Origin of the sequence: Paracoccus yeei ATCC BAA-599 (genome assembly GCF_000622145.1) — a bacterium.
Taxonomy (GTDB): domain Bacteria; phylum Pseudomonadota; class Alphaproteobacteria; order Rhodobacterales; family Rhodobacteraceae; genus Paracoccus; species Paracoccus yeei.
Map to the genome: position 1 here is coordinate 147,510 of NZ_KK211404.1, position 21,311 is coordinate 168,820.

Here is a 21,311-nt window from a genome sequence, read left to right on the forward strand (position 1 = left end):
GGGGTTCGCGCGCCGCGGCCTATATAAGGGGGCAAAGCGCGCCCCCATTCCCCGCGTCGGGCGCGGCCCTATCATTCCGAAGGAATCACCATGGCTATGACAAAGGACCTTTCCTGGGACGACAGCGTGTTGCCCTTTCAGCTGGAACGCTCGGGCATGCGCGGCCGGACCGCCCGGGTGGGTCCGCTGCTCCAGCACATCCTGTCGCGCCACGACTATCCCCTCGCGGTCAGCGCGATGGTCGCCGAACTGGTCACGCTGACCGCGCTGATCGGCCCGACCATCAAGCTGCGCTGGAAACTGTCGCTGCAGGTGCGCGGCAACGGCGCCATCCGCACCATCGCGACCGATTATTACGCCCCCGCGACCGAAGGCGCGCCGGCCCGCATCCGCGCCTGGGCCAGCTTCGACCCCGACCGGCTGGCCGAGGGCGAACCCGCCTTCGACCAGATCGGCCAGGGCTATTTCGCCGTGCTGATCGACCAGGGCGAAGGCACGACCCCTTACCAAGGCATGACGCCGCTGGCGGGCGGCTCGCTCGCGGCCTGCGCGCAGACCTATTTCGAACAGTCCGAACAGCTGCCGACCCGGTTCGAACTGGCGGTGGGCCAGTCCCGCCTGTCCGGCCAGGCCAACCAGGACTGGCGCGCCGGCGGCATCATGGTCCAGACCCTGCCCGCCCAGCCCCGCGTCCCGACCGAACAGGGCGAGGAGCTGGAAACCGCCGACATCCTGCAAGGCGCGGAATCCGAGGACTGGAACCGCTCGACCATGCTGATGGCCACGGTCGAGGCGATGGAACTGGTCGATCCCGCCCTGCCGCTGCCGAACCTGGTGTTCCGCCTGTTCCACGAGGAAGAGCCCGCGGCCTTCGACCGCCAGGCGCTGGAATTCGGCTGCTCGTGCAGCGCCGACAAGGTGCGCGGCACGCTGTCGATCTATTCGCGCAAGGACATCGGCCACATGATCAACGACGACGGCGTGGTGACGGCCGATTGCCAGTTCTGCGGCGCGCATTACGAATTCGATCCCGAAAGCCTGGGGTTCGAGGCGACCGTGGACCAGGCCGGGCGGCCCCTGCCCTCGGCGCGGGCGGCGCATTGATGCAGGTCCTGCCGCAGGCCGGGCTGCGCGACCGCCTGATGGCGGCGCTGTCGGTTCCTGCGGCGGTGCCCTCGTCGGACTATGACCTCGACGCGCTGGTCCCGGACGGGGCGGCGCTGCGGCCGGCCGGGGTGCTGGTGGCCTTCGACGCGCGGGGCCGGCTTTTGCTGACCAAGCGCGCCTCGGGACTGCGCAACCATCCCGGCCAGATCGCGCTGCCCGGCGGCAAGGTCGACCCCGGCGACGCGGACGAAACCGCCGCCGCCCTGCGCGAGGCGCAGGAGGAGGTGGGGCTCGATCCCGCGCAGGTCGACGTGCTGGGCGTGCTGCCCGCGCATCGCACGGTCACGAACTATGCCATGACCCCGGTCCTGGGCCTGATCCGGGGCGATTTCACCCCCGTTCCCGAGGCCGGCGAGGTCGAGGAGGCGTTTCGCGTGCCCTTCGCCCATGTCGCCGATCCGACCCGCTACCGCATCGAGCGGCGGCGCTGGCGCGGCGGTTGGCGGTCCTATTACGTCGCGCCCTATGGGCCCTATTACATCTGGGGCGCCACCGCGCGCGTGCTTCATTCCCTTGCGCTGAGGCTTTCGGCATGACGGTTTCCCGCATCACCGCCCCCTTCCTGTCCGATCCCGACCTGGCGCGGGTGCTGGGCGCGCTGGAAGGCGCGGGCCATCAGGCGCTGGTCGTCGGCGGCGCGGTCCGGAACGCGCTGCTGGGCGTGCCGGTCTCGGACATCGACATCGCGACCTCGGCCCTGCCGCGGGACACCATGCGCATCGTGGCACGCGCCGGGCTGCGCGCGGTCCCCACCGGCATCGACCACGGCACCGTCACGGTGCTCTGCAAGGGCCGCGGCTTCGAGGTCACGACCTTTCGCCGCGACGTGCAGACGGACGGCCGCCATGCGGTGGTGGCCTTTTCCGACGACCTGGCCGAGGACGCCCGGCGCCGCGACTTCACCATGAACGCGCTTTACGCCACGCGCACGGGCGAGGTGCTGGACCCGGTCGGAGGGCTGCCCGATCTCGCCGCGCGCCGCCTGCGCTTTGTCGGCGATCCCGCCCAGCGCATTGCCGAGGATTACCTGCGCATCCTGCGCTTTTACCGCTTCCTCGCCTGCTACGGGCGCGAGGCGGATGCCCGCGCCCTGGCCGCCTGCCGCGAGTTGCGGGCGGGGCTGTCGGGAATTTCGCGCGAACGCATCGGGCACGAGATGCGCAAGCTTTTGTCCGCCGCCGATCCCGCCCCCGCCGTGGCCCTGATGGCCGAGGCGGGCGTGCTGCCCCTGATCCTGCCCGGCGCCGATCCGGGCGACCTGCCCGACCTCGTGCAGGTCGAACGCGAATACGGCACCGGCGCGCTGCCGGCCTTTCCCCGCCGGCTGGCGCTGCTCGGGCCCGCCGATCCGGTTCCCGCCCTGCGCCTGTCGCGGGACGAGGGCCGCGCGCTCGACCAGATCGCGCAGGCGCTCGCCCTGCCGCCGGCGCTGGCCGCGCATCGCTTCGGCCGCACCGTCGCCGCACAATCGGTGCTGATCCGCGCCGCGCGCGGCCAGGCCCCCGCCTTCGGCTGGTGCCACGACATCGCGCGGGGCGCGGCGGCCGTCTTTCCGCTCGCCGCCGCCGACCTGATGCCCGCGCTGCAGGGCGAGGCGCTGGGCGACGCCCTGCGCGCCGCCCGCCAGGCCTGGACCGACAGCGACTTCACGCTGGACCGCGACACGCTGCTTTGCATCGCGCGCGGGAACGAAAGCCAACCGGATGCATGACCGTTTCGCCCGCATGATCGACGCCTTCCGCCCCGCCGAAGGCCCGCCGCCGCGCAGCCTGCTGGCCTTTTTCCGCTGGTGCCTCTCGGGGGCTTGGGGCGGGCTGACCATCGCGGCCATCGCCTCGGCGCTCAGCGGGATCGCGGACATCGTCTCGGCGGTGATGCTGGGCTGGGTGATCGACGCCGTGGTGACGACCACGCCCGACCGGCTGCTGGCCGACAAGGGCGCGCTGATCGCGGGCTTCGTGCTGTTCTTCCTGGTGATCCGGCCGGCGATCTTCGGCTTTTCCACCGCCAGCTCCAGCGTCATCATCGGCCCGAACCTGTTCCCGCTGGTGCTGTCGCGGCTGCACCGCTGGACCATGGGCCATTCCGTCACCTTCTTCGACAACGACTTCGCCGGCCGCATCGCGCAGAAGCAGACCCAGACCGCCCGCGCCGTCACCGATGTCGCGACCGAGTTCGTGAACGTCGTGGCCTTCGCGCTGGCCTCGATCCTGGGCTCGGCGGCGTTCCTCGTGTCGGTGGACGGCTGGGGCGCGGTCGCGATGCTGGTCTGGCTGGCGGCCTACGCCGGGCTGATCCGCTTCTTCCTGCCGCGCATCCGCACCCGCTCGGCCAGCCGCGCCTCGGCCCGCGCCATGGTCACGGGCCAGGTCGTCGACACCATCACCAACATCAAGACCGTCAAGCTCTTCGCCCATGCCGAGCACGAGGACCGCGCCGCCCTCGGCGCCATGGCAGGTTTCCGCGAACGCGCGCTGGACTTCGGCCGCGTCTCGACCTGGTTCCGCTTTTCGCTGATGTTCGTCGCCGGCGCCCTGCCGGTGGTGCTGATCGGCGGCACGCTCCTTTTGTGGCGCGAGGGCGCGGCCACGGCCGGCGACATCGCGGCGGCCGGGGCGATCTCGATGCGGCTCGCGCAGATGACCGGCTGGGTCAGCATGGCGCTGATGGGCGTCTGGGGCTCCATCGGCGAGGTCGAGGACGGGATGCAGACCCTGTCCCCGCCCCACGCCCTGACCGACGCGCCCGACGCCCTGGCCCTGGGCCGGGTCCAGGGCCGGATCGACTTCGACCACGTCGATTTCGCCTATGGCCGGGACGACGGCGCGGGCATCCGCGACCTCGACCTGCACATCGCGGCGGGCGAAAAGCTGGGCATCGTCGGCGCCTCGGGCGCGGGCAAGTCCACCATGGTCGCCCTGCTGCTCAGGCTTTACGACGTCGAACGCGGCGCGGTCCGCATCGACGGCCACGACCTGCGCACGGTGACCCAGGAAAGCCTGCGCCGCAACATCGCCATGGTCACGCAGGAAACCGCGATGTTCAACCGCTCGGCCCGCGACAACATCCTTTATGGCCGCCCCGACGCGACCGAGGAGGACATCATCGCCGCCGCCCGCGCGGCCGAGGCGCATGACTTTATCCTGACCCTGCGCGACCACCAGGGCCGCAGCGGCTATGACGCGCACCTGGGCGAACGCGGGGTCAAGCTCTCGGGCGGGCAGCGCCAGCGCATCGCGCTGGCCCGCGCCCTGCTCAAGGACGCCCCGATCCTGGTCCTGGACGAGGCCACCAGCGCGCTCGACAGCGAGGTCGAGGCCCAGGTCCAGGACGCCCTGACCCGCGCCATGCAGGGCAAGACGGTGCTGGCCATCGCGCATCGGCTGTCCACCATCGCCCAGCTTGACCGCATCGTCGTCATGGAACAGGGCCGCATCGTCGAACAGGGCAGCCACGCCGACCTGCTGGCGCAGGGCGGCACCTATGCCCGCTACTGGAGCCGGCAGTCCGGCGGCTTCCTCGGCACCGACGACGACCCGGCGGAGGCCGCCGAGTGATCTGGACCCCTGCATGATCTGGCCCCCCGCATGATCTGGACAATCGAACGGCTCGGCCGCAAGGGCGACGGCGTGGCGCTGTCGGGCACCGACAAGGCGCTCGCCCCCCTGACCCTGCCCGGCGAGGTGATCGAGGGCGAGGCTGCGGACGGCCGCATCGCCGCCCCCCGCATCGTGAAGCCCTCGCCCGACCGCGTGCGCGCGCCCTGCCCGCATTACCGCGCCTGCGGCGGCTGTTCGCTGATGCACGGCTCGGAATCCTTCCTGCGCGACTGGAAGGTCGGCGTCGTGACGCAGGCGCTGCGCGCGCAGGGGCTCGCCGCGCCCGTCGCGGGGGTCCATGTCTCGCCGCCCCGGTCGCGCCGGCGGGCGGTGCTTTCGGGCCGGCGCACGAAAAAGGGCGCGCTGCTGGGCTTTCACGCCCGCGCCTCGGACGTGATCGTGGACATTGCCGATTGCATGGTGCTGCGCCCGGCAATCCTCGCCGCCCTGCCGCTGCTGCGCGAACTGGTGGTGGCCGGCGGCACGCGCGCGGGCGAGATGGCCCTGACGGTGACGGAAACCGGCGCGGGGCTCGACGTGGCGGTGACGGGCGGCAAGCCGATGGACGCGGCGCTGCTGCCCCGGCTGGCCGTGCTGGCCGAACGCGGCGACTGGGCGCGGCTGACCTGGGCGGGGCCGGATCAGGACGGCCAGTCGATCACCCGCCGCCCGCCCGTCCTGGGCTTCGGCCGCGCCCGCGTCGTCCCCCCGCCCGGCGGCTTCCTGCAGGCCACGCCAGAGGGGCAGGCCGCGCTGCTCGCCGCCGTGCGCGACATCACGCGGGGCGCGCGCGCTGTCCTGGACCTCTTTGCGGGCTGCGGCACCTTTTCCCTGCCGCTGGCCGAAACCGCCCGGGTCCATGCGGTCGAGGGGCTCTCCGCGCCGCTCGACGCGCTCGCCGCCGGGGCGCGCGCCGCCTCGCCGCCGCTGCACCGAATCACGACCGAGGTTCGCGACCTCGCGCGCCGCCCCCTGCTGCCGGACGAACTGACCCATGACGCGATCGTGATCGACCCGCCCCGCGCCGGGGCCGAGGCGCAGGCCCGCCAGATCGCGCTGTCGCCGGCTGAAACCTTGGCCTGGGTCAGTTGCGATCCGGTCACTTTCGCAAGGGATGCGCGGATCCTTGCCGATCAAGGTCTTTCGATTTCACGGATTTATGTCATCGACCAGTTCCGCTGGTCGCCCCATGTCGAAACCGTGGCGGAAATTCGCCGACGCTAGCGATTTCTTTACCTTCGTGCTATTACACCCTCAACGAGAAGTGCTTCAGCACACAGAGGGCAGTGGATGATACGGGCAATTCGCGCAGCAATCGCGGTGGTCGCGCTTGTGCTGGTGGCAAGCTGCGGTGGTGACAGCAGCCAGCCGGCACCCAGCAAGTTCAAAAGCTACAGCGGTCCTCCGGTGACGCAGATCGTCGTCAAGAAGGGTGATCGCAAGATGTACCTGCTCAGCGGCCGGACGGTGCTGCGCAGCTATGACGTGAACCTCGGCCCGCAGCCGGTCGGTCCCAAGGAATACGAAGGCGACGGCCGCACGCCCGAAGGGATGTATTTCATCGACCGCAAGAACCCGCGGTCCAGCTATCACCTTTCGGTCGGGATCTCCTATCCCTCGACCAAGGACATCGCCCATGCGGCGGCGCTGGGTCTGCGCCCGGGCGGCGACATCATGATCCACGGCCTGGGGCCCCTGGGCCGCAAGCTGAACCGCCCCGACTGGACCGCCGGCTGCATCGCCGTGACGGATGAGGAGATCGAGGAGATCTTCGCGATGATCAACCCCGGCGTGCCGGTGTTCATCTATCCCTGACGCACAGGCCCGGCGCGCGCGCGCGCGCGGCAGCCGCGCGCCACTGGCCGCGCGTGGATGGCCGGGGCGCCCGGCCCCCGCCTTTCCCCCCTTTGTCAGGCCCCCTCGCGGTCCCGCTCGTAATGCCGCGCCAGGTCAAAGGGCGGCAGCCAGGCCTCGCGCCGCAGGGTCCAGCTTTCGTATTCGGGCTGAAAGCGGTCGGGGGCGTCCAGCGCGCCCAGGTGCAGCTCGATCTCGTCGCCATAGCGCGCAAGGACGGACGATCCGCAGGCCGGGCAAAAGCACCGCCCCTTGTAGGCGCGCAACGCGCCCTTAACGGTGACGGCCGCGGCGGGAAAGATCGCCGCCGCATAGAACAGCGCGCCGTGATGCTTGCGGCAGTCCAGGCAATGGCACAGCGCCACCCGGTCCGGCCGGCCCCGCGCCTCGACCCGCACGGCGCCGCACAGGCACCCTCCGGTGACATTCTCCTCCATGCCGATCCCTCCTCCTCAGGGCCGCCCGCGCGCGCCCAAGGGGCCAGCCTTGGCCAAAAGGGCGCGCAAGGCAATGCGCCGGGGCCGAATCACCGCGTCTGGGAACCCTCGGCCGTCCGCCGCCCGGTGTACGGGCTGTGTACGCGCGGTGCACGCAGGTCACAGGGCGTTTTGCAGCACGATCAAGGGCATGCGTTGCGCTTCTTCAATCAGCGGCGGACGCCCGCCACGGCCATGGCAGAAAAAGGGGCGGTGCCGTACCGGCCCGCCCCGAATCACGCGCGAATCAGTCTCGAATGGCTCCGTTCGCGCGCGCCTACAGCGGCGCCGCCGTCACTGCCCCGGGCGTATAGCCGCCCGCCGCCATCGGCGTGCCCCCGGCGCCGCCGGTCAGCAGCACCCACCAGATCTTGCCCGAGGGCTCCTGATACCAGCCGATGCCGAAATCGGTTGCGCGCGGGTCCATGATGACGTCACGCGTGTCGCGGTTCTGCATCCAGGCGTTCAGCGTGGTGATGTCGTTCTCGTAGGTTTCCGAGATGTTCTCGCCGATCAGATGGCCGTAATAGCCTTGCCGGCGGATCCGGTCCAGCGGCGAGGAGCCGTCCGACCCGAAGTGCCAGGCCCGGTTTTGTGCCGACATGTCACGGGCATGGGCCTTGGCGGCCTGGTCCAGCATCGGGCTTTGCGCGACCGGCGGCGCGCCCACGTTGGCCCGCAGCCCGTTGATCTGGGCCATGACGCGCGGGGCGATCTGGGCCTCTTCCTTGGGGGTGATCTTGTAGGCGACGGGCAGCGGCTGGCCATCGGGGCCAAGCTGCTGCTGCGGGGCCGACTGGCAGCCCGCCAGCGCCAGCATGCAAACAAGCGCCAGGGTTGAAATTCTCAGCATGTCGTTCTGTCCCGGATGATCTTTTGCGCCAGCCTTACAAAAGCGCGCGCGGCCCTTCAAACCCAAGATTGCGTGAGCGCAACAGCCTGCGACTCTGTTGCGACAATGACGCTTGTTTGAATTGAAAGCCGCACGCGAGAGGCGTATCGCGCCAGTCACGACCCCATCGCAAATCGGGCAGAGAAGGCCGCGCCAGGCGGTCCGACGAACATTCAGGAGCGACAGAAGATGACGCCGAAAAATCCGGTCTCGCGTCGGAAATTCCTTTCCACCTCGATGGCGCTTGGCGCCGCGGGCCTGGCTGCGCCCGCCATCGCGCAGGGCATCGACCCCTATACGGGCCAGGCGCTGCAAAGCACCGGAGCGGCGGGCGCGACGCCGGACGCTGGCATGGTGCAATACGACTCCAATCAGGATTCGCGGCGCAATATCAGCAGCTTCCGCATGCAGGACTGGCAGCCCTACTTCAGCGACCTGACCAATGGCGCGATCCTGGTCGACCTGACCTCGCGCGCGCTGCACTACTGGTCCGAGGATCAGACGGTCTACAAGCTGTTCCCGACCTCGGTCCCGGTCAGCCCCGACCTGACCCGCACCGGCCGGACCGAGATCATCAAGAAGGTCAAGGGCCCGACCTGGTCCCCCACCCCCGAGATGAAGAAGCGCAACCCCGAATGGCCCGACTTCGTCCCCGCCGGTCCCGACAACCCCTTGGGAACGCATGCGCTTTGGCTAAGCTGGCAGTATTACCGCATCCACGGCACGCACGACACGCGCAAGATCGGGCGCAAGTCCTCGAACGGGTGCATCGGGCTTTACAACGAACACATCCAGCAGCTTTACGACCTGACGACCATCGGCACGCAGGTGCTGCTGATCTGACGCAGACCGCATGACGGAAGCCAGAAAGGGGGCCTGCCGGCCCCTTTTTTCATACCCGCGCAACGGCTGCGGGCGTACGCCATGCGTATACCGAAAAGCCTGCCCCGCCCGCCCGGACAGACGCAACGCCAGCCCTTCACCGTTTTTCAAATACCCATGCGGCCCTGCCGGCTCGGCCGCCCGCCGGCATGGCGCGCGCGCAAAGGGCAGGCCGGTCTAGACCCAGCCCGCCAGGTTTTCGCCGATCAGGGTGGTCAGCACCTTGATATGGGCGGGATCGTCGTTCAGGCAGGGGATATAGGTGAACTCCTCGCCCCCGGCCGCCTCGAAGGCGTGGCGGATCTCGCCCTGGATCTCCTCCAGCGTCTCGACGCAATCGGCCGAGAAGGCCGGAGACACCACCGCGATCCGGGTCACGCCCTGACGGGCCAACTCGGCGACATGCTCGACCGTATAGGGTTTCAGCCATTCCTCGCGGCCGAAGACCGACTGGAAGGTCGTGTCGATGACGCCCTCGGGCCAACCCAGCCGTTCGCGCAGCAGCCGCGAGGTCTTCTGGCACTGGCAATGATAGGGGTCTCCCTGCATCAGATAGCGCTTGGGCATGCCGTGATAGCTCGCGACCAGCCGCGCGGGCTGGCGGCCGCCCAGGGCGCGCTCGACCGAGGCGGCCAGCGCCTCGATATAGTCGGGCCGGTCGAAATAGGGCGCGACGGTGCGCGCGGCGGGCTGCCAGGTCTGCTTCATCAGCGCGCGAAAGAACTGGTCGTTCGCCGTGGCCGAGGTTGCGCCGGCGTATTGCGGGTAAAGCGGCAGGAACAGGATGCGGTCGCAGCCGGCCTTGACCATGCGGTCCACCACCGATTCGGTCGAGGGGTTGCCGTAGCGCATGCAGAAATCGACCATCACCCGGTCGCCCCACAGCGCTTGCGCCCGGTCACGCAGCGCCGCCACCTGCTGGCGCGTGATGGTCATCAGCGGGCTTTCGTTTGCCTCGGTGTTCCAGATCGAGCGATAGTTCGCGCCCGAGCTGAACGGGCGCTTGGTCAGGATGATGCCCTGCAGGATCGGCTGCCATTTCCAGCGCGGCAGGTCGATCACCCGCCTGTCGGACAGAAACTCGTTCAGATAGCGCCGCATCGACCAGTAGTCGGTGGCGTCCGGCGTGCCCAGATTGGCGACAAGCACCCCCACGCGGCGGGGCGGAATGGCCGGATGCCCGGCCGGGGCGTGGTCTGGGATCATTGCAGTTTCCTTGTGCTGGCCAGCGCCTCGGCCAGCGGCATCTTTGCCGAGCCAGGCCGAAGCGGCTTTTGCTGACTGGCATCGGGCGCCCAGCCGGTCAGGAAGACCAGTTCGTAGGTCGCGCGGATGCGCTGGGGATCGTCGGGATCGGGATGGCTTTCCGCGTAAAGCTGGGCCGCGCGCAGCAGCACGGCGCGGCGTGTGGGGCGGCGCAGGCGGGCGGCCAGCGCGTTCCCCTCGCCCATGGCCCGCAGGTCGTGGCCCAGGTGGATCAGGCTGCGATAGCTGGCGGGCTGCACGATCTGGTCGGCCACCGGCAGCGCCAGCCCGGCCCGGGCCAGCAGCGCGCCCAGGTCGCGGATTTCCCCCATCGGCAGGACGCGGGGCGAAAGACCGCCCGACACCTCGGCCTCGGCCCGGGCCAGCGCCTCGCGCAGTTCCGACAGCGTGCGCCCGCCCGGCAGGGCCGCGATGAACAGCCCGTCCGGGCGCAGCGCACGGGCGCATTGCACGATCTGGCCGACCGGGTCCTCGGCCCAGTGCAGCGCCATGGCGTGGATCACCAGGTCATGGGCGCCGGGGGCGAGCTCGAGGTCGGGCGCGTCGGGCACCACGCGGGCCTGCGGGAACAGCGGCTGCCAGAAACCGGGGGCCCCGGTCACGATGGCGATGTCCGTAAACCGTCTGTTAACCTCGGCGAGCCTAAGCTCGATCTCGTCGGCGACGATTCGATGCAGCACATCGACAAAGCCGATGCGGCCTGCCCGCTGCCGGTTGCGCATCAGCGCGGGGCGGTCGGTCAGGCGGGGGGTCGGACTTTGGCGGGCAGGTATCATGGGTGCGCACAATAGGGGGCTTCGCGGCCTGATGAAAGGCGCATTGCGGCTGATCTATCCGCCGCAATGCCTGGGCTGCGGCAATGCCGTGGCCGAGGACGGGGGCCTGTGCCCGGCCTGCTGGGCCGAGGCAGAATTCGTCGGCTCCTGCGCCTGTTCGCGCTGCGGCGCGCCCCTGCCCGACGACGGCACCGGCACCGAGGACGAGGCTGTGCTGATCTGCGACGACTGCCTGCGGCAGGCCCGGCCCTGGTCGCGGGGACGGGCGGCGCTGGTCTATCGCGGCACCGGGCGCAAGCTTGCGCTGATGCTGAAGCACGGCGACCGGCTGGACCTGGCGCCGGCGCTGGGGGACTGGGTGGCGCGGGCGGCGAGCCCCCTGATGCGCCCCGACATGGTGGTGGTGCCGGTGCCGGTGCATCTGCGCCGGCTGGCCAGGCGCAAGTACAACCAGGCCGCGCTGCTGTCGCACGCGGTCGCGCGCGCCCACGGCCTGACCCACCTGCCCCATGCCCTGCGGCGGCTGCGCCACACGCCGACGCAGGATCACGGCAGCGTGGAGGACCGATTCCGCAATGTCGCCGGCGCGATCGCGGTCGCGCCGCGCTTCGCGTCCCGGCTGCAGGGCCGGGCGGTGCTGCTGGTAGACGACGTGATGGCCTCGGGCGCGACCCTGGCCGAGGCGGCCGAGGCGCTGCGCCACGCGGGCGCCGGGCCGGTTTCGGTCGTGGTGCTGGCGCGCGCGGTCAAGGATACCTAGATAGGGGGAACGCGACACAGGAGACGACGATGGCCAAGGTCGAGATCTATACCACCCCCACCTGCCCCTATTGCATGGCGGCCAAGGCGCTGCTGGCGCGCAAGGGCGTTGCCTATCAGGAAACCGACGTCAGCCGCGACCCCGACCTGCGCGCGGCGATGGCGCGGCGCGCGGGGGGCCGGCGCTCGGTCCCGCAGATCTTCATCGACGGGCAGCCGGTGGGCGGGTCGGACGACATCCATGCGCTGGACGCGCAGGGCAAGCTGGACGGCCTGCTGGGCATCGGCGGATGAACCCGCCCCGGCTGCGTGCGGGGCTGGTGCAGCTGTGCGTCTCCGACGACCCCGAGCGGAACCTGCCGGAGACGCGCGCCCTGGTGCGCGAGGCGGCCGAGACCGGCGCCCAATGGGTGCTGACGCCCGAGGCGACGAACATCCTGAACGCCGACCGCGCCACGCAGGACCGGGTGCTGCGCACCGAGGACGCCGACCCGACGCTGGCCGCGCTGCAGGGCGATGCCCGGACGCTGGGGATCTGGCTGCTGATCGGCTCGCTCTCGCTCAAGACCGGAGAGGCGGGCGACGACCGCTTTGCCAACCGCAGCTTCCTGATCGCGCCGGATGGCGGCATCCGGGCGCGCTATGACAAGCTGCACATGTTCGACGTGCGCGTCTCGGACCGCGAATCCTATCGCGAATCGGCAGCCTTCCGGCCGGGCGACCGTGCGGTGGTGGGGATGGGTCCCTGGCCGATCGGGATGACGGTCTGCTACGACCTGCGCTTTCCCCATCTGTACCGCGACCTGGCGCAGGCCGGCGCGCAGGTGCTGACCGTGCCCGCCGCCTTCAACGACACCACCGGCGCGGCGCATTGGGAGGTGCTGCTGCGCGCCCGCGCCATCGAGACGGGCTGCTATGTGCTGGCGCCGGCGCAATGCGGGACGCATGCGAATGTCCTGTGCCCGGACCGCAAGGTGCGGCGCAGTCACGGCCATTCCCTGGCGGTCGATCCCTGGGGCACGGTGATCGGGGACGGCGGCGAAGAACGCGGCGTCACGCTGGTTGATCTTGACCCGGCGGGGGTTGTCGGGGCACGGTCCCGCATCCCATCGCTGACCCATGACCGGGCCTATCGCGGTCCCCGAGACGACCATGCCTGAAAAGCGCCTTGCCGACCTGCCCGCCAATGCCGAAGCGGCCGCCGATTCCCTGGCGGCCGGGCTGTTTTCCGAGGTCTTCATCGCCGACCAGCTGGCGCGCGACCTGATCGGCAAGTCGCTGCCCAAGGGCATGCAGATCTCGCATTTCTCGGTGCTGAACCTGCTGGCGCATCTGAATGTCGAGCGCACGCCCGCCGAACTGGCCGAGGCGTTCCACGTCACCCGCGGCGCGATGACGAACACGCTGTCGCGGCTGGAGTGGGCGGGCCACATCCACATCCGCCCCGACTGGGACGACGCGCGGCGCAAGTTCGTAGCGATCAGCCCGGCCGGACGCGCGGCACGGGACGCGGCGCTGGCGGCCTTCATGCCGCGCATCGCCGACGTGGTGCGCGACATCGGCGCCGAGCGCGTTCGCGCCGCCCTGCCCGTTCTGCGCGCTCTGCGCCGGCAGCTCGAGGAGACGCTGCACCCCACTCCGCACGAGACGCGCTGAGGCCGGTGCCGCGCGGGATCAGTCCTCGCGCAGTGCGGTCATGGCGTAGTTCACCGACAGGTCGCGGGGCGACAGCGACCAGCTCCACCCCAGGGGGTTGAAGACCATGCCGCAGCGGTCCACCACGCGCAGGCCGGCGGCCTCGGTCATGGCGGCCAGTTCGTCCGGGGTGATGAAGCGGCGCCAGTCGTGGGTGCCCTTGGGCAGCCAGCGCATGATCCATTCCGCGCCGATGATCGCCGCGCCGAAGCTTTTGGCCGTGCGGTTCAGCGTGGACTGGATCAGCATCCCGCCCGGCCGCAGCAGGTCGCGGCAGGTGGCGACGAAGGCGGCGGGATCGGCGACATGCTCGACGATTTCCAGCGCCATCACCACGTCATAGCGCAGGCCCTCGGCCGCCAGCGCCTCGGAGGTGGTGGCGCGGTAGTCGATCGGCAGGCCCTGGCCTTGGGCGTGCAGGCTGGCGACCGCGATATTGCCCGGCGCGGCGTCGGCGCCGGTGACGGTCGCGCCCAGCCGGGCCATCGGCTCGGCCATCAGCCCGCCGCCGCAGCCGATGTCGAGCACGGAAAGCCCGACAAAGGGCTGGTCCGCGTCGCGGTCGCGGCCGAACTGCGCGGCGACCTGCGCGGTTACATAGTCCAGCCGGGTCGGGTTCAGCATGTGCAGCGGTTTGAACTTGCCCTGCGGGTCCCACCATTCGGCGGCCATGGCCTGGAACTTGGCGACCTCGGCGGGGTCGATGCTGCTGGTGTGCTGTCTTTGGGTCATCAGGCCGTCCTTGATATGGCGGGCGCGCGCCGGGCGTTATATAGTGGGGGCATGGACAGATTGGCAGGGCAAATCGGCGGTGCATCGCCGCACGGCAGGCTGCATCCGATGGTCGAGCCCTTCGACCAGCGCCAGATCGACGTGGGCCAGGGCCATGTCATCCATGTCGAGCAGAGCGGCAACCCGGACGGCGTCCCGGTGATCGTGCTGCACGGCGGCCCGGGCGGCGGCTGCAGCCCCTACATGCGCCGCTTCTTCGACCCGAGCCATTACCGCGCCGTGCTGTTCGACCAGCGCGGCTGCGGCCGCTCGCGCCCCCATGCCGAGGTCGAGGGCAACACCACGCGGCACCTGATCGACGATATCGAGATGATCCGCCGCGACCTGGGGATCGACCGTGCCATCCTGTTCGGCGGCAGCTGGGGCGCCACCCTGGCCGTGGCCTATGCCGAGACCCATCCCGAGGCCGTGCTGGCGCTGGCGCTGCGCGGCGTGTTCCTAGGCCGGCGGTCCGAGCTCGACTGGTTCTATGGCGGCGGCGTCGCCCGGTTCTTTCCCGACCGCTGGGCCGAGTTCCAGGCCCCGATCCCGGAATCCGAGCGCCACGACATGATCGGCGCCTATCACCGCCGGCTGTTCGGCGGCGACCGCGGCCAGGAAATCCGCTATGCCCTGCCCTGGCTGATCTGGGAAAACGCCCTGGCGGGACTGGAGATCAGCGGCCCCGGCCATGCGCCGCCCGACTATGCCCGCGCCTTTGCCCGACTGGAGAACCATTATTTCGCGCATGACTGCTTCCTTGAGGAAGGCCAGCTGCTGCGCGACCGCCACCGCATCGAGCATCTGCCGGCGGTCATCGTGCAGGGCCGCTATGACATGGTCTGCCCGCCGCAGACCGCGTGGGAGCTGGCCGATGGCTGGGACCGGGCGGAACTGCGGCTGGTCCCGGCATCCGGCCACGCGCTGAGCGAGCCGCGAATCGCCGCGGAACTGGTCCGCGCGATGGACGGTTTCAGGGATGCGGCGCGCGACGGCCGCGCCTATTAGGGACTGCCATGACCTTCCTGATCCTGCTGATCGCCTGCGCCGCCGCCGGTGCCACGGGCATCCTGTTCCAGCCCGGCGCCTGGTACGACGGGCTTGCCAAGCCCTGGTTCAACCCGCCCCGCTGGGCCTTTCCGGTGGCCTGGACCACGCTTTACGTCCTGATCGCCTGGGCGGGCGCGCGGCTGGCGCATCTGCCGGGCGCGGGGCTGGTCATGGCGCTGTGGGCCGCGCAGATCGCGCTGAACACGCTGTGGACCCCGGTGTTCTTTGGCGCGCACCGGATGGGGATGGGGGTCGCGGTGATCGCGCTGCTGTGGCTGGTCGTCGCCGCCCTGACGGTGCTGGCGTTCCGGCTGGACCGGCTGGCGGGGGCGCTGCTGCTGCCCTATCTGGCCTGGCTGAGCCTTGCGGGGGCGCTGAACTATCGTCTGTGGCAGATGAATCCCGGCGCGGGGGCCTGAGCCCCGGCTTTCCCTTGCAATCGTTGCGGGCCTGGCCTATATGACGCTCAACAGCGGCGCAGGTCCAAGGTCCTGCCCACCGGTAAGACGCACGGGCCGCCCTGACGGCCCGTTTTTCATTTGGGATAGCGACATGTCCGACCTCATCGCCAAGACCGCCATCGACCGGCGCCTGGCCGAGATCATTTCCCCGGTGATCGAGGATCTGGGGTTCGAACTGGTGCGCATCCGTCTGCAGGGCGGCAAGACCGCGACGCTGCAGATCATGGCCGACCGGCCCGAGGGCGGGATCAACGTGGACGATTGCGGCGACATCTCGACGGCGGTCAGCGCCGTGCTGGATGTCGAGGACCCGCTGGAGGACGCCTATCATCTTGAGGTCAGCAGCCCCGGCATCGACCGCCCGCTGACCCGGCTGAAGGATTTCGCGACCTTCGAGGGCTACGAGGCGCGGCTGGAAACGAACCAGCCCATCGACGGGCGCAAGCGCTTCAAGGGCGTGCTGGCCGGCGTCGAGGGCGACGAGGTGCTGCTGAACATCGAGGAAGCGGGCGCGGTCCAGACCATCGGCCTGAACTTCGACTGGTTGTCGGACGCCAAGCTGGTCCTGACCGACGAACTGATCGCCGAGATGCTGCGGCAGAAGAAGGAAGCGGGCGTGCAGATCGAGAACCTCGACGAAAGCGCCTTTGACGAGATCGAAACGGAAGCCGGCGAGGATAACGCCGCTGCGAAGGAGTGAGGAATGGCCATCACCTCTGCCAACCAGCTTGAACTGCTGCAGACCGCCGAGGCCGTCGCACGCGAGAAGATGATCGACCCCGATCTGGTGATCGAGGCGATGGAGGACAGCCTGGCCCGCGCGGCCAAGTCCCGCTACGGCAGCGAGATGGACATCCGGGTCAAGATCGACCGCAAGACCGGCAACGCGACCTTCACCCGCGTGCGCACCGTGGTCGAGGACGACGCGGTCGAGAACTATCAGGCGCAGGTGACCATCGCGCAGGCCCGCCCCTATCTGGACGACCCCAAGGTGGGCGACGAGATCGTGGACGAGGTGCCCCCGGTCGAGTTGGGCCGCATCGCCGCGCAATCGGCCAAGCAGGTGATCCTGCAGCGCGTCCGCGAGGCCGAGCGCGACCGCCAGTACGAGGAATTCAAGGACCGCGCCGGCACCATCATCAACGGCGTCGTCAAGCGCGAGGAATACGGCAACATCATCGTGGACGTGGGCCGCGGCGAAGCGATCCTGCGCCGCAACGAGAAGATCGGCCGCGAAAGCTATCGCCCGAACGACCGCATCCGCGCCTATGTCAAGGACGTGCGCCGCGAGGCGCGGGGCCCACAGATCTTCCTGTCGCGCACCGATCCGCAGTTCATGGCGGAACTGTTCAAGATGGAAGTGCCCGAGATCTATGACGGCGTGATCGAGATCAAGGCCGTCGCCCGCGATCCCGGCTCGCGCGCCAAGATCGCGGTCATCAGCTATGACAACTCGATCGACCCGGTCGGCGCCTGCGTCGGCATGCGCGGCTCGCGCGTGCAGGCCGTGGTGGGCGAATTGCAGGGCGAAAAGATCGACATCATCCCGTGGTCGGGCGATCAGGCGACCTTCCTGGTCAACGCGCTGCAACCCGCCGAGGTGGCCAAGGTCGTCTTCGACGAGGACGCGAGCCGCATCGAGGTCGTGGTCCCCGACGAGCAGCTTTCGCTGGCCATTGGCCGGCGCGGCCAGAACGTGCGGCTGGCGAGCCAGCTGACCGGGCTCGACATCGACATCCTGACCGAAGAGGAGGAGTCGAAGCGCCGGCAGGCCGAGTTCAACGCCCGCACCAAGCTGTTCATGGATGCGCTGGACCTGGACGAGTTCTTCGCCCAGTTGCTGGTGGCCGAGGGCTTCACCAACCTGGAAGAGGTCGCCTATGTCGACCTGGACGAGCTGCTGTCCATCGAGGGCGTCGACGAATCGACCGCCGAGGAGCTGCAGACCCGCGCCCGCGAGAACCTGGAGGCCGCGAACAAGGCCGCCTTGGAAAGCGCCCGCGCGCTTGGCGCCGAGGACAGCCTGATCGAGTTCGAGGGCCTGACGCCCCAGATGGTCGAGGCCTTGGCCAAGGACGACGTCAAGACGCTCGAGGATTTCGCGACCCTGGCCGACTGGGAGATCGCCGGCGGCTGGACCACCGAGAACGGCCAGCGCAAGAAGGACGAAGGCATCCTGGAGCCCTTCGGCGTGTCGCTGGAGGATGCGCAGGCCATGGTGATGACCGCCCGCGTCATGCTGGGCTGGGTCGACCCGACCGAGCTTGAGGCCGAGACGCCCGAAGTCGAGGGCGAAGACGAACAGGAGGCCGGGGTGTAACGCCCCGGGAGCCTGATGACACGCGGGGGCCGGACCAAGGACCGCGAAACGCCCGAGCGCCGCTGCATCGTGACGGGCGAAACCCAGCCGAAGGCCGGGTTGATCCGCTTTGTCGCGGGGCCAGAGGGGCAGGTCGTGCCCGATCTGGCCGAAAAGCTGCCGGGCCGCGGCTTCTGGGTCGTGGCCGACCGCGCCGCTCTGGACCGGGCGGCAACGAAGGGATTGTTCTCGCGCGGGGCGAAGGCGCAGGTTTCCGCTCCGCCCGAGCTGCTTTCCATGATAGACTCGGGGCTGGCGAAACGGGTGACGGATGCCCTTTCCCTGGCCCGCAAGGCCGGCCTGGCGGTGGCCGGTTTCGAAAAGGTCAAGGACTGGCTGGCGGCGGGCAAGGCCCGCGTGCTTTTGCAGGCCAGCGACGGATCGGAGCGCGGCAAGGGCAAGCTGTGGACGCCGCCCGGCGGGCGCTGGTTCGGCTGCCTGACCGCATCAGAATTGGGTTTGTCCTTTGGGCGGGATCATGTCATACACAGCGCGCTTGCGCCGGGGGGCCTGACCGACAGACTGATCAGGGACGCGAGCAGACTGAACGGTCTGCGCGGGCATGACGGCGGCAATGCGGCCGCCGGGAAGGAATGAAATCGGAATGAGCGATACTGACGGAAAGAAACCCCTGGGTCTTGGTGGCGGCTCTGGTCGTTCGGGCCAGGTGAAGCAAAGCTTCAGCCACGGCCGGACCCATAATGTCGCGGTCGAGATCAAGCGCAAGCGCGTTGTCGTGCCGGGCAAGACCGGCGCGGCAGGCGGGTCGCGTTCGGGTTCGCCCTCGGCTGTCGGCGGCGATCCTTCCAAACGCCCGGCCGGCATCTCGGACGCCGAGATGGAGCGCCGCATGGCCGCGCTGCGCGCCGCCAAGGCCCGCGAAGTCGAGGAAGCCGCGCAACGCGAGGCCGATGAGAAGGCCCGCGAGGAAGAGCGCGAGCGCCGCCGCCTGGAAGCCGAGGCCAAGGAGCGCGAGGACCGCGAACGCGAGGAAGCCCTGCGCCTGAAGGCCGAGGAAGACGAGCGCCGCGCCCGCGAAGCCGAGCTGCGCGCCCAGAAGAAGGCCGAGGTCACCAAGCCCAAGGCCCCCGAGGCCCGTCCCGCCCCCGCCGACCGCGCCGCGGCCGAGGCGGCGGCGTCGCGCGCCGAGACCAAGGGCGTCAGCGCCGCCGCGCCGCGCAAGACCGAACGCGACCGCGCGCCCGCCGACGACCGCGACAGCCGCAAGAAGAACAGCGACGACAGCCGCCGCACCGGCAAGCTGTCGCTGTCCCAGGCGATGGACGGCGAAGGCGGCCGCCAGCGGTCGCTGGCCGCGATGAAGCGCAAGCAGGAAAAAGCCCGGCAAAAGGCCATGGGCGGCAGCCAGCGCCAGGAAAAGCAGGTGCGCGACGTGCAGCTGCCCGAGACCATCCTGGTGTCGGAACTGGCGAACCGCATGGCCGAGCGCACACCCGATGTCATCAAGTCCCTGATGCGCATGGGGTTGATGGTGACCGGAAACCAGGCCATCGACGCCGACACGGCCGAGCTGGTGATCGACGAATTCGGCCACCGCGCCGTCCGTGTCTCGGATGCGGATGTGGAGCAGGTCATCGACCAGGTCGAGGACAAGCCCGAGGACCTGAAGCCGCGCGCCCCGATCATCACGATCATGGGCCACGTCGACCACGGCAAGACCTCGCTTCTGGACGCGATCCGTCACGCCAATGTCGTGGCGGGCGAGGCCGGCGGCATCACCCAGCACATCGGTGCCTATCAGGTGAAGGCCTCGAACGGGGCGCTGCTGACCTTCCTCGACACGCCCGGCCACGCGGCGTTCACCTCGATGCGGGCCCGTGGCGCGCAGGTGACCGATATCGTGGTGCTGGTGGTCGCGGCCGATGACGCCGTGATGCCCCAGACGGTCGAGGCGATCAACCACGCCAAGGCCGCCAAGGTGCCGATGATCGTGGCGATCAACAAGGTCGACAAGCCGTCTGCCGACCCGCAAAAGGTCCGCACGGCCCTGCTGCAGCACGAGGTCGTCGTCGAGGCGATGTCGGGCGACGTGCAGGACGTCGAGGTTTCGGCCAAGACCGGCCAGGGCCTGGACCAGCTGCTGGAAGCCATTGCCCTGCAGGCCGAGATCCTGGAGCTGAAGGCCAACCCCGACCGCCCGGCACAGGGCGCGGTGATCGAGGCCAAGCTGGACGTGGGCCGCGGCCCGGTCGCGACCGTTCTGGTTCAGAACGGCACGCTGAAGCGCGGCGACATCTTTGTCGTGGGCGAGCAGTGGGGCAAGGTGCGCGCGCTGATCAACGACCAGGGCGAGCGCGTCGACCAGGCCGGACCTTCGGTCCCGGTCGAGGTGCTGGGCCTGAACGGCACGCCCGAAGCCGGCGACGTGCTGAACGTGGTCGAGACCGAGGCGCAGGCCCGCGAGATCGCCGATTACCGCGAGCAGGCCGCCAAGGACAAGCGCGCCGCCGCCGGTGCCGCGATCACGCTGGACCAGATGCTGGCCAAGGCCAAGGCCGACGAAAGCGTCGCCGAACTGCCCGTGGTGGTGAAGGCCGACGTGCAGGGTTCGGCGGAAGCCATCGTCCAGGCGCTGGAAAAGATCGGCAACGACGAGGTGCGCGTCCGCGTGCTGCATTACGGCGTCGGTGCGATCACCGAATCGGACATCGGCCTGGCCGAGGCGTCGCAGGCGCCGGTCATCGGCTTCAACGTCCGGGCCAACGCCCCGGCGCGGAACGCCGCCAACCAGAAGGGGGTCGAGATCCGCTATTACTCGATCATCTACGACCTGGTGGATGACATCAAGGCGGCGGCCTCGGGCCTGCTTTCCGCCGAGGTGCGCGAGAACTTCATCGGCTATGCCGAGATCCGCGAAGTCTTCCGCGTCACCGGCGTCGGCAATGTCGCGGGCTGCCTTGTGACCGAAGGCGTGGCGCGCCGCTCGGCGGGCGTGCGCCTGCTGCGCGACAACGTGGTGATCCACGAAGGCACGCTGAAGACGCTGAAGCGCTTCAAGGACGAGGTCAAGGAAGTGCAGTCCGGCCAGGAATGCGGCATGGCCTTTGAAAACTACGACGACATCCGCAAGGGCGATGTCATCGAAATCTTCGAGCGCGAGGAAGTGCAGCGCCAGCTGTAAGCCACGCGTCTGCGGAACAAGAGGGGCGGGTCTTCGGACCGGCCCCTTTTTTACACGCTCGGGTCTGATGTTTACATCCGGGCCCGGCCGCGAATCACCGCCCGCGACGAAAGAAAAGGCGGGGCCCCGTCGGGCCCCGCCAGTCTATGCGGCACTGTTTCC

Annotated in this window: 22 protein-coding genes; 17 read left to right on the plus strand and 5 right to left on the minus strand. The window is 69.6% G+C overall.

All coding sequences use genetic code 11. The annotated features are described in order from the left end of the window. Positions 1 to 90: 90 nt before the first annotated feature. From hslO to BU28_RS0121460, 6 genes are all read left to right on the plus strand, one after another. Complete coding sequence (hslO, locus tag BU28_RS0121435; RefSeq protein ID WP_028721260.1) at positions 91 to 1,104, plus strand: Hsp33 family molecular chaperone HslO; 1,014 nt, start codon at positions 91 to 93, stop codon at positions 1,102 to 1,104. Then, a complete protein-coding gene (locus tag BU28_RS0121440) occupies positions 1,104 to 1,703 on the plus strand; it encodes a CoA pyrophosphatase (protein ID WP_028721261.1) in 600 nt (199 codons plus the stop codon). The genes hslO and BU28_RS0121440 overlap by 1 nt, the downstream gene beginning before the upstream one ends. Next, positions 1,700 to 2,878, plus strand: a complete 1,179-nt coding sequence (locus BU28_RS24055; RefSeq protein WP_036764005.1) for a CCA tRNA nucleotidyltransferase — start codon at positions 1,700 to 1,702, stop codon at positions 2,876 to 2,878. Before BU28_RS0121440 ends, BU28_RS24055 begins: the two co-directional genes overlap by 4 nt. Continuing rightward, the gene (locus BU28_RS0121450) at positions 2,871 to 4,724 is read left to right on the plus strand and encodes an ABC transporter ATP-binding protein (protein ID WP_028721262.1); all 1,854 of its coding nucleotides are present in this window, start codon (positions 2,871 to 2,873) and stop codon (positions 4,722 to 4,724) included. The genes BU28_RS24055 and BU28_RS0121450 overlap by 8 nt, the downstream gene beginning before the upstream one ends. Positions 4,725 to 4,754: 30 nt before the next feature. Then, complete coding sequence (locus BU28_RS0121455) at positions 4,755 to 5,990, plus strand: class I SAM-dependent RNA methyltransferase (protein WP_028721263.1); 1,236 nt, start codon at positions 4,755 to 4,757, stop codon at positions 5,988 to 5,990. 66 nt (positions 5,991 to 6,056) lie between these two features. Next, entirely contained in the window at positions 6,057 to 6,581 is a 525-nt protein-coding gene (locus BU28_RS0121460) for a L,D-transpeptidase family protein (RefSeq protein ID WP_081791501.1), read from the plus strand. A 95-nt stretch (positions 6,582 to 6,676) separates the two neighbouring features. Here BU28_RS0121460 and BU28_RS0121465 read toward each other — a convergent pair whose 3' ends face one another. Further along, on the minus strand, positions 6,677 to 7,057 hold the full coding sequence (locus BU28_RS0121465; RefSeq protein ID WP_028721265.1) for a GFA family protein: 381 nt from the start codon (positions 7,055 to 7,057) through the stop codon (positions 6,677 to 6,679). Positions 7,058 to 7,373: 316 nt separating this feature from the next. Beyond that, positions 7,374 to 7,949, minus strand: coding sequence for a divisome-associated lipoprotein DalA (dalA, locus tag BU28_RS0121470; protein WP_036764010.1), 576 nt, complete (start codon positions 7,947 to 7,949; stop codon positions 7,374 to 7,376). A gap of 228 nt (positions 7,950 to 8,177) precedes the next feature. Between dalA and BU28_RS0121475 the strand changes: the two genes are divergently transcribed. After that, on the plus strand, positions 8,178 to 8,831 hold the full coding sequence (locus tag BU28_RS0121475; protein WP_028721267.1) for a L,D-transpeptidase: 654 nt from the start codon (positions 8,178 to 8,180) through the stop codon (positions 8,829 to 8,831). Between the two features lie 216 nt (positions 8,832 to 9,047). On the opposite strand, the gene hemH is transcribed toward BU28_RS0121475, so the two are convergent. Together hemH and BU28_RS0121485 are read right to left on the minus strand one after the other, a co-directional pair. Beyond that, entirely contained in the window at positions 9,048 to 10,076 is a 1,029-nt protein-coding gene (gene hemH / locus BU28_RS0121480; RefSeq protein ID WP_028721268.1) for a ferrochelatase, read from the minus strand. Next, the gene (locus tag BU28_RS0121485; protein WP_028721269.1) at positions 10,073 to 10,912 is read right to left on the minus strand and encodes a methyltransferase domain-containing protein; all 840 of its coding nucleotides are present in this window, start codon (positions 10,910 to 10,912) and stop codon (positions 10,073 to 10,075) included. The genes hemH and BU28_RS0121485 overlap by 4 nt, the downstream gene beginning before the upstream one ends. Positions 10,913 to 10,943: 31 nt before the next feature. Between BU28_RS0121485 and BU28_RS0121490 the strand changes: the two genes are divergently transcribed. From BU28_RS0121490 to BU28_RS0121505, 4 genes are read left to right on the plus strand one after another with little or no spacing between them, the layout of a single operon-like run. Further along, positions 10,944 to 11,672: a double zinc ribbon domain-containing protein gene (locus BU28_RS0121490; RefSeq protein WP_028721270.1), complete on the plus strand. Its 729-nt coding sequence runs from the start codon at positions 10,944 to 10,946 to the stop codon at positions 11,670 to 11,672. Positions 11,673 to 11,701: 29 nt separating this feature from the next. After that, positions 11,702 to 11,965, plus strand: coding sequence for a glutaredoxin 3 (gene grxC, locus BU28_RS0121495; RefSeq protein WP_028721271.1), 264 nt, complete (start codon positions 11,702 to 11,704; stop codon positions 11,963 to 11,965). A gap of 11 nt (positions 11,966 to 11,976) precedes the next feature. After that, the gene (locus tag BU28_RS0121500) at positions 11,977 to 12,831 is read left to right on the plus strand and encodes a carbon-nitrogen hydrolase family protein (RefSeq protein WP_028721272.1); all 855 of its coding nucleotides are present in this window, start codon (positions 11,977 to 11,979) and stop codon (positions 12,829 to 12,831) included. Next, on the plus strand, positions 12,824 to 13,327 hold the full coding sequence (locus tag BU28_RS0121505) for a MarR family winged helix-turn-helix transcriptional regulator (RefSeq protein WP_051578371.1): 504 nt from the start codon (positions 12,824 to 12,826) through the stop codon (positions 13,325 to 13,327). Before BU28_RS0121500 ends, BU28_RS0121505 begins: the two co-directional genes overlap by 8 nt. A gap of 18 nt (positions 13,328 to 13,345) precedes the next feature. On the opposite strand, the gene ubiG is transcribed toward BU28_RS0121505, so the two are convergent. After that, a complete protein-coding gene (gene ubiG / locus BU28_RS0121510; protein ID WP_028721274.1) occupies positions 13,346 to 14,098 on the minus strand; it encodes a bifunctional 2-polyprenyl-6-hydroxyphenol methylase/3-demethylubiquinol 3-O-methyltransferase UbiG in 753 nt (250 codons plus the stop codon). A gap of 51 nt (positions 14,099 to 14,149) precedes the next feature. Between ubiG and pip the strand changes: the two genes are divergently transcribed. From pip to infB, 6 genes are all read left to right on the plus strand, one after another. Continuing rightward, complete coding sequence (pip, locus tag BU28_RS0121515) at positions 14,150 to 15,145, plus strand: prolyl aminopeptidase (protein WP_028721275.1); 996 nt, start codon at positions 14,150 to 14,152, stop codon at positions 15,143 to 15,145. An 8-nt stretch (positions 15,146 to 15,153) separates the two neighbouring features. Continuing rightward, a complete protein-coding gene (gene tspO / locus BU28_RS0121520) occupies positions 15,154 to 15,606 on the plus strand; it encodes a tryptophan-rich sensory protein TspO (RefSeq protein ID WP_028721276.1) in 453 nt (150 codons plus the stop codon). A gap of 133 nt (positions 15,607 to 15,739) precedes the next feature. Then, positions 15,740 to 16,348, plus strand: coding sequence for a ribosome maturation factor RimP (gene rimP / locus BU28_RS0121525; RefSeq protein ID WP_028721277.1), 609 nt, complete (start codon positions 15,740 to 15,742; stop codon positions 16,346 to 16,348). 3 nt (positions 16,349 to 16,351) lie between these two features. Continuing rightward, positions 16,352 to 17,968 (plus strand): transcription termination factor NusA, encoded by a 1,617-nt coding sequence (gene nusA, locus BU28_RS0121530; protein WP_028721278.1) that lies wholly within the window; start codon positions 16,352 to 16,354, stop codon positions 17,966 to 17,968. 15 nt (positions 17,969 to 17,983) lie between these two features. Beyond that, positions 17,984 to 18,604 carry an RNA-binding protein gene (locus tag BU28_RS0121535; protein ID WP_028721279.1) on the plus strand — a complete coding sequence of 207 codons (621 nt, stop codon included), beginning with the start codon at positions 17,984 to 17,986 and terminating at the stop codon, positions 18,602 to 18,604. Positions 18,605 to 18,611: 7 nt separating this feature from the next. Further along, positions 18,612 to 21,149, plus strand: a complete 2,538-nt coding sequence (gene infB / locus BU28_RS0121540) for a translation initiation factor IF-2 (RefSeq protein WP_028721280.1) — start codon at positions 18,612 to 18,614, stop codon at positions 21,147 to 21,149. Positions 21,150 to 21,311 lie beyond the last annotated feature (162 nt).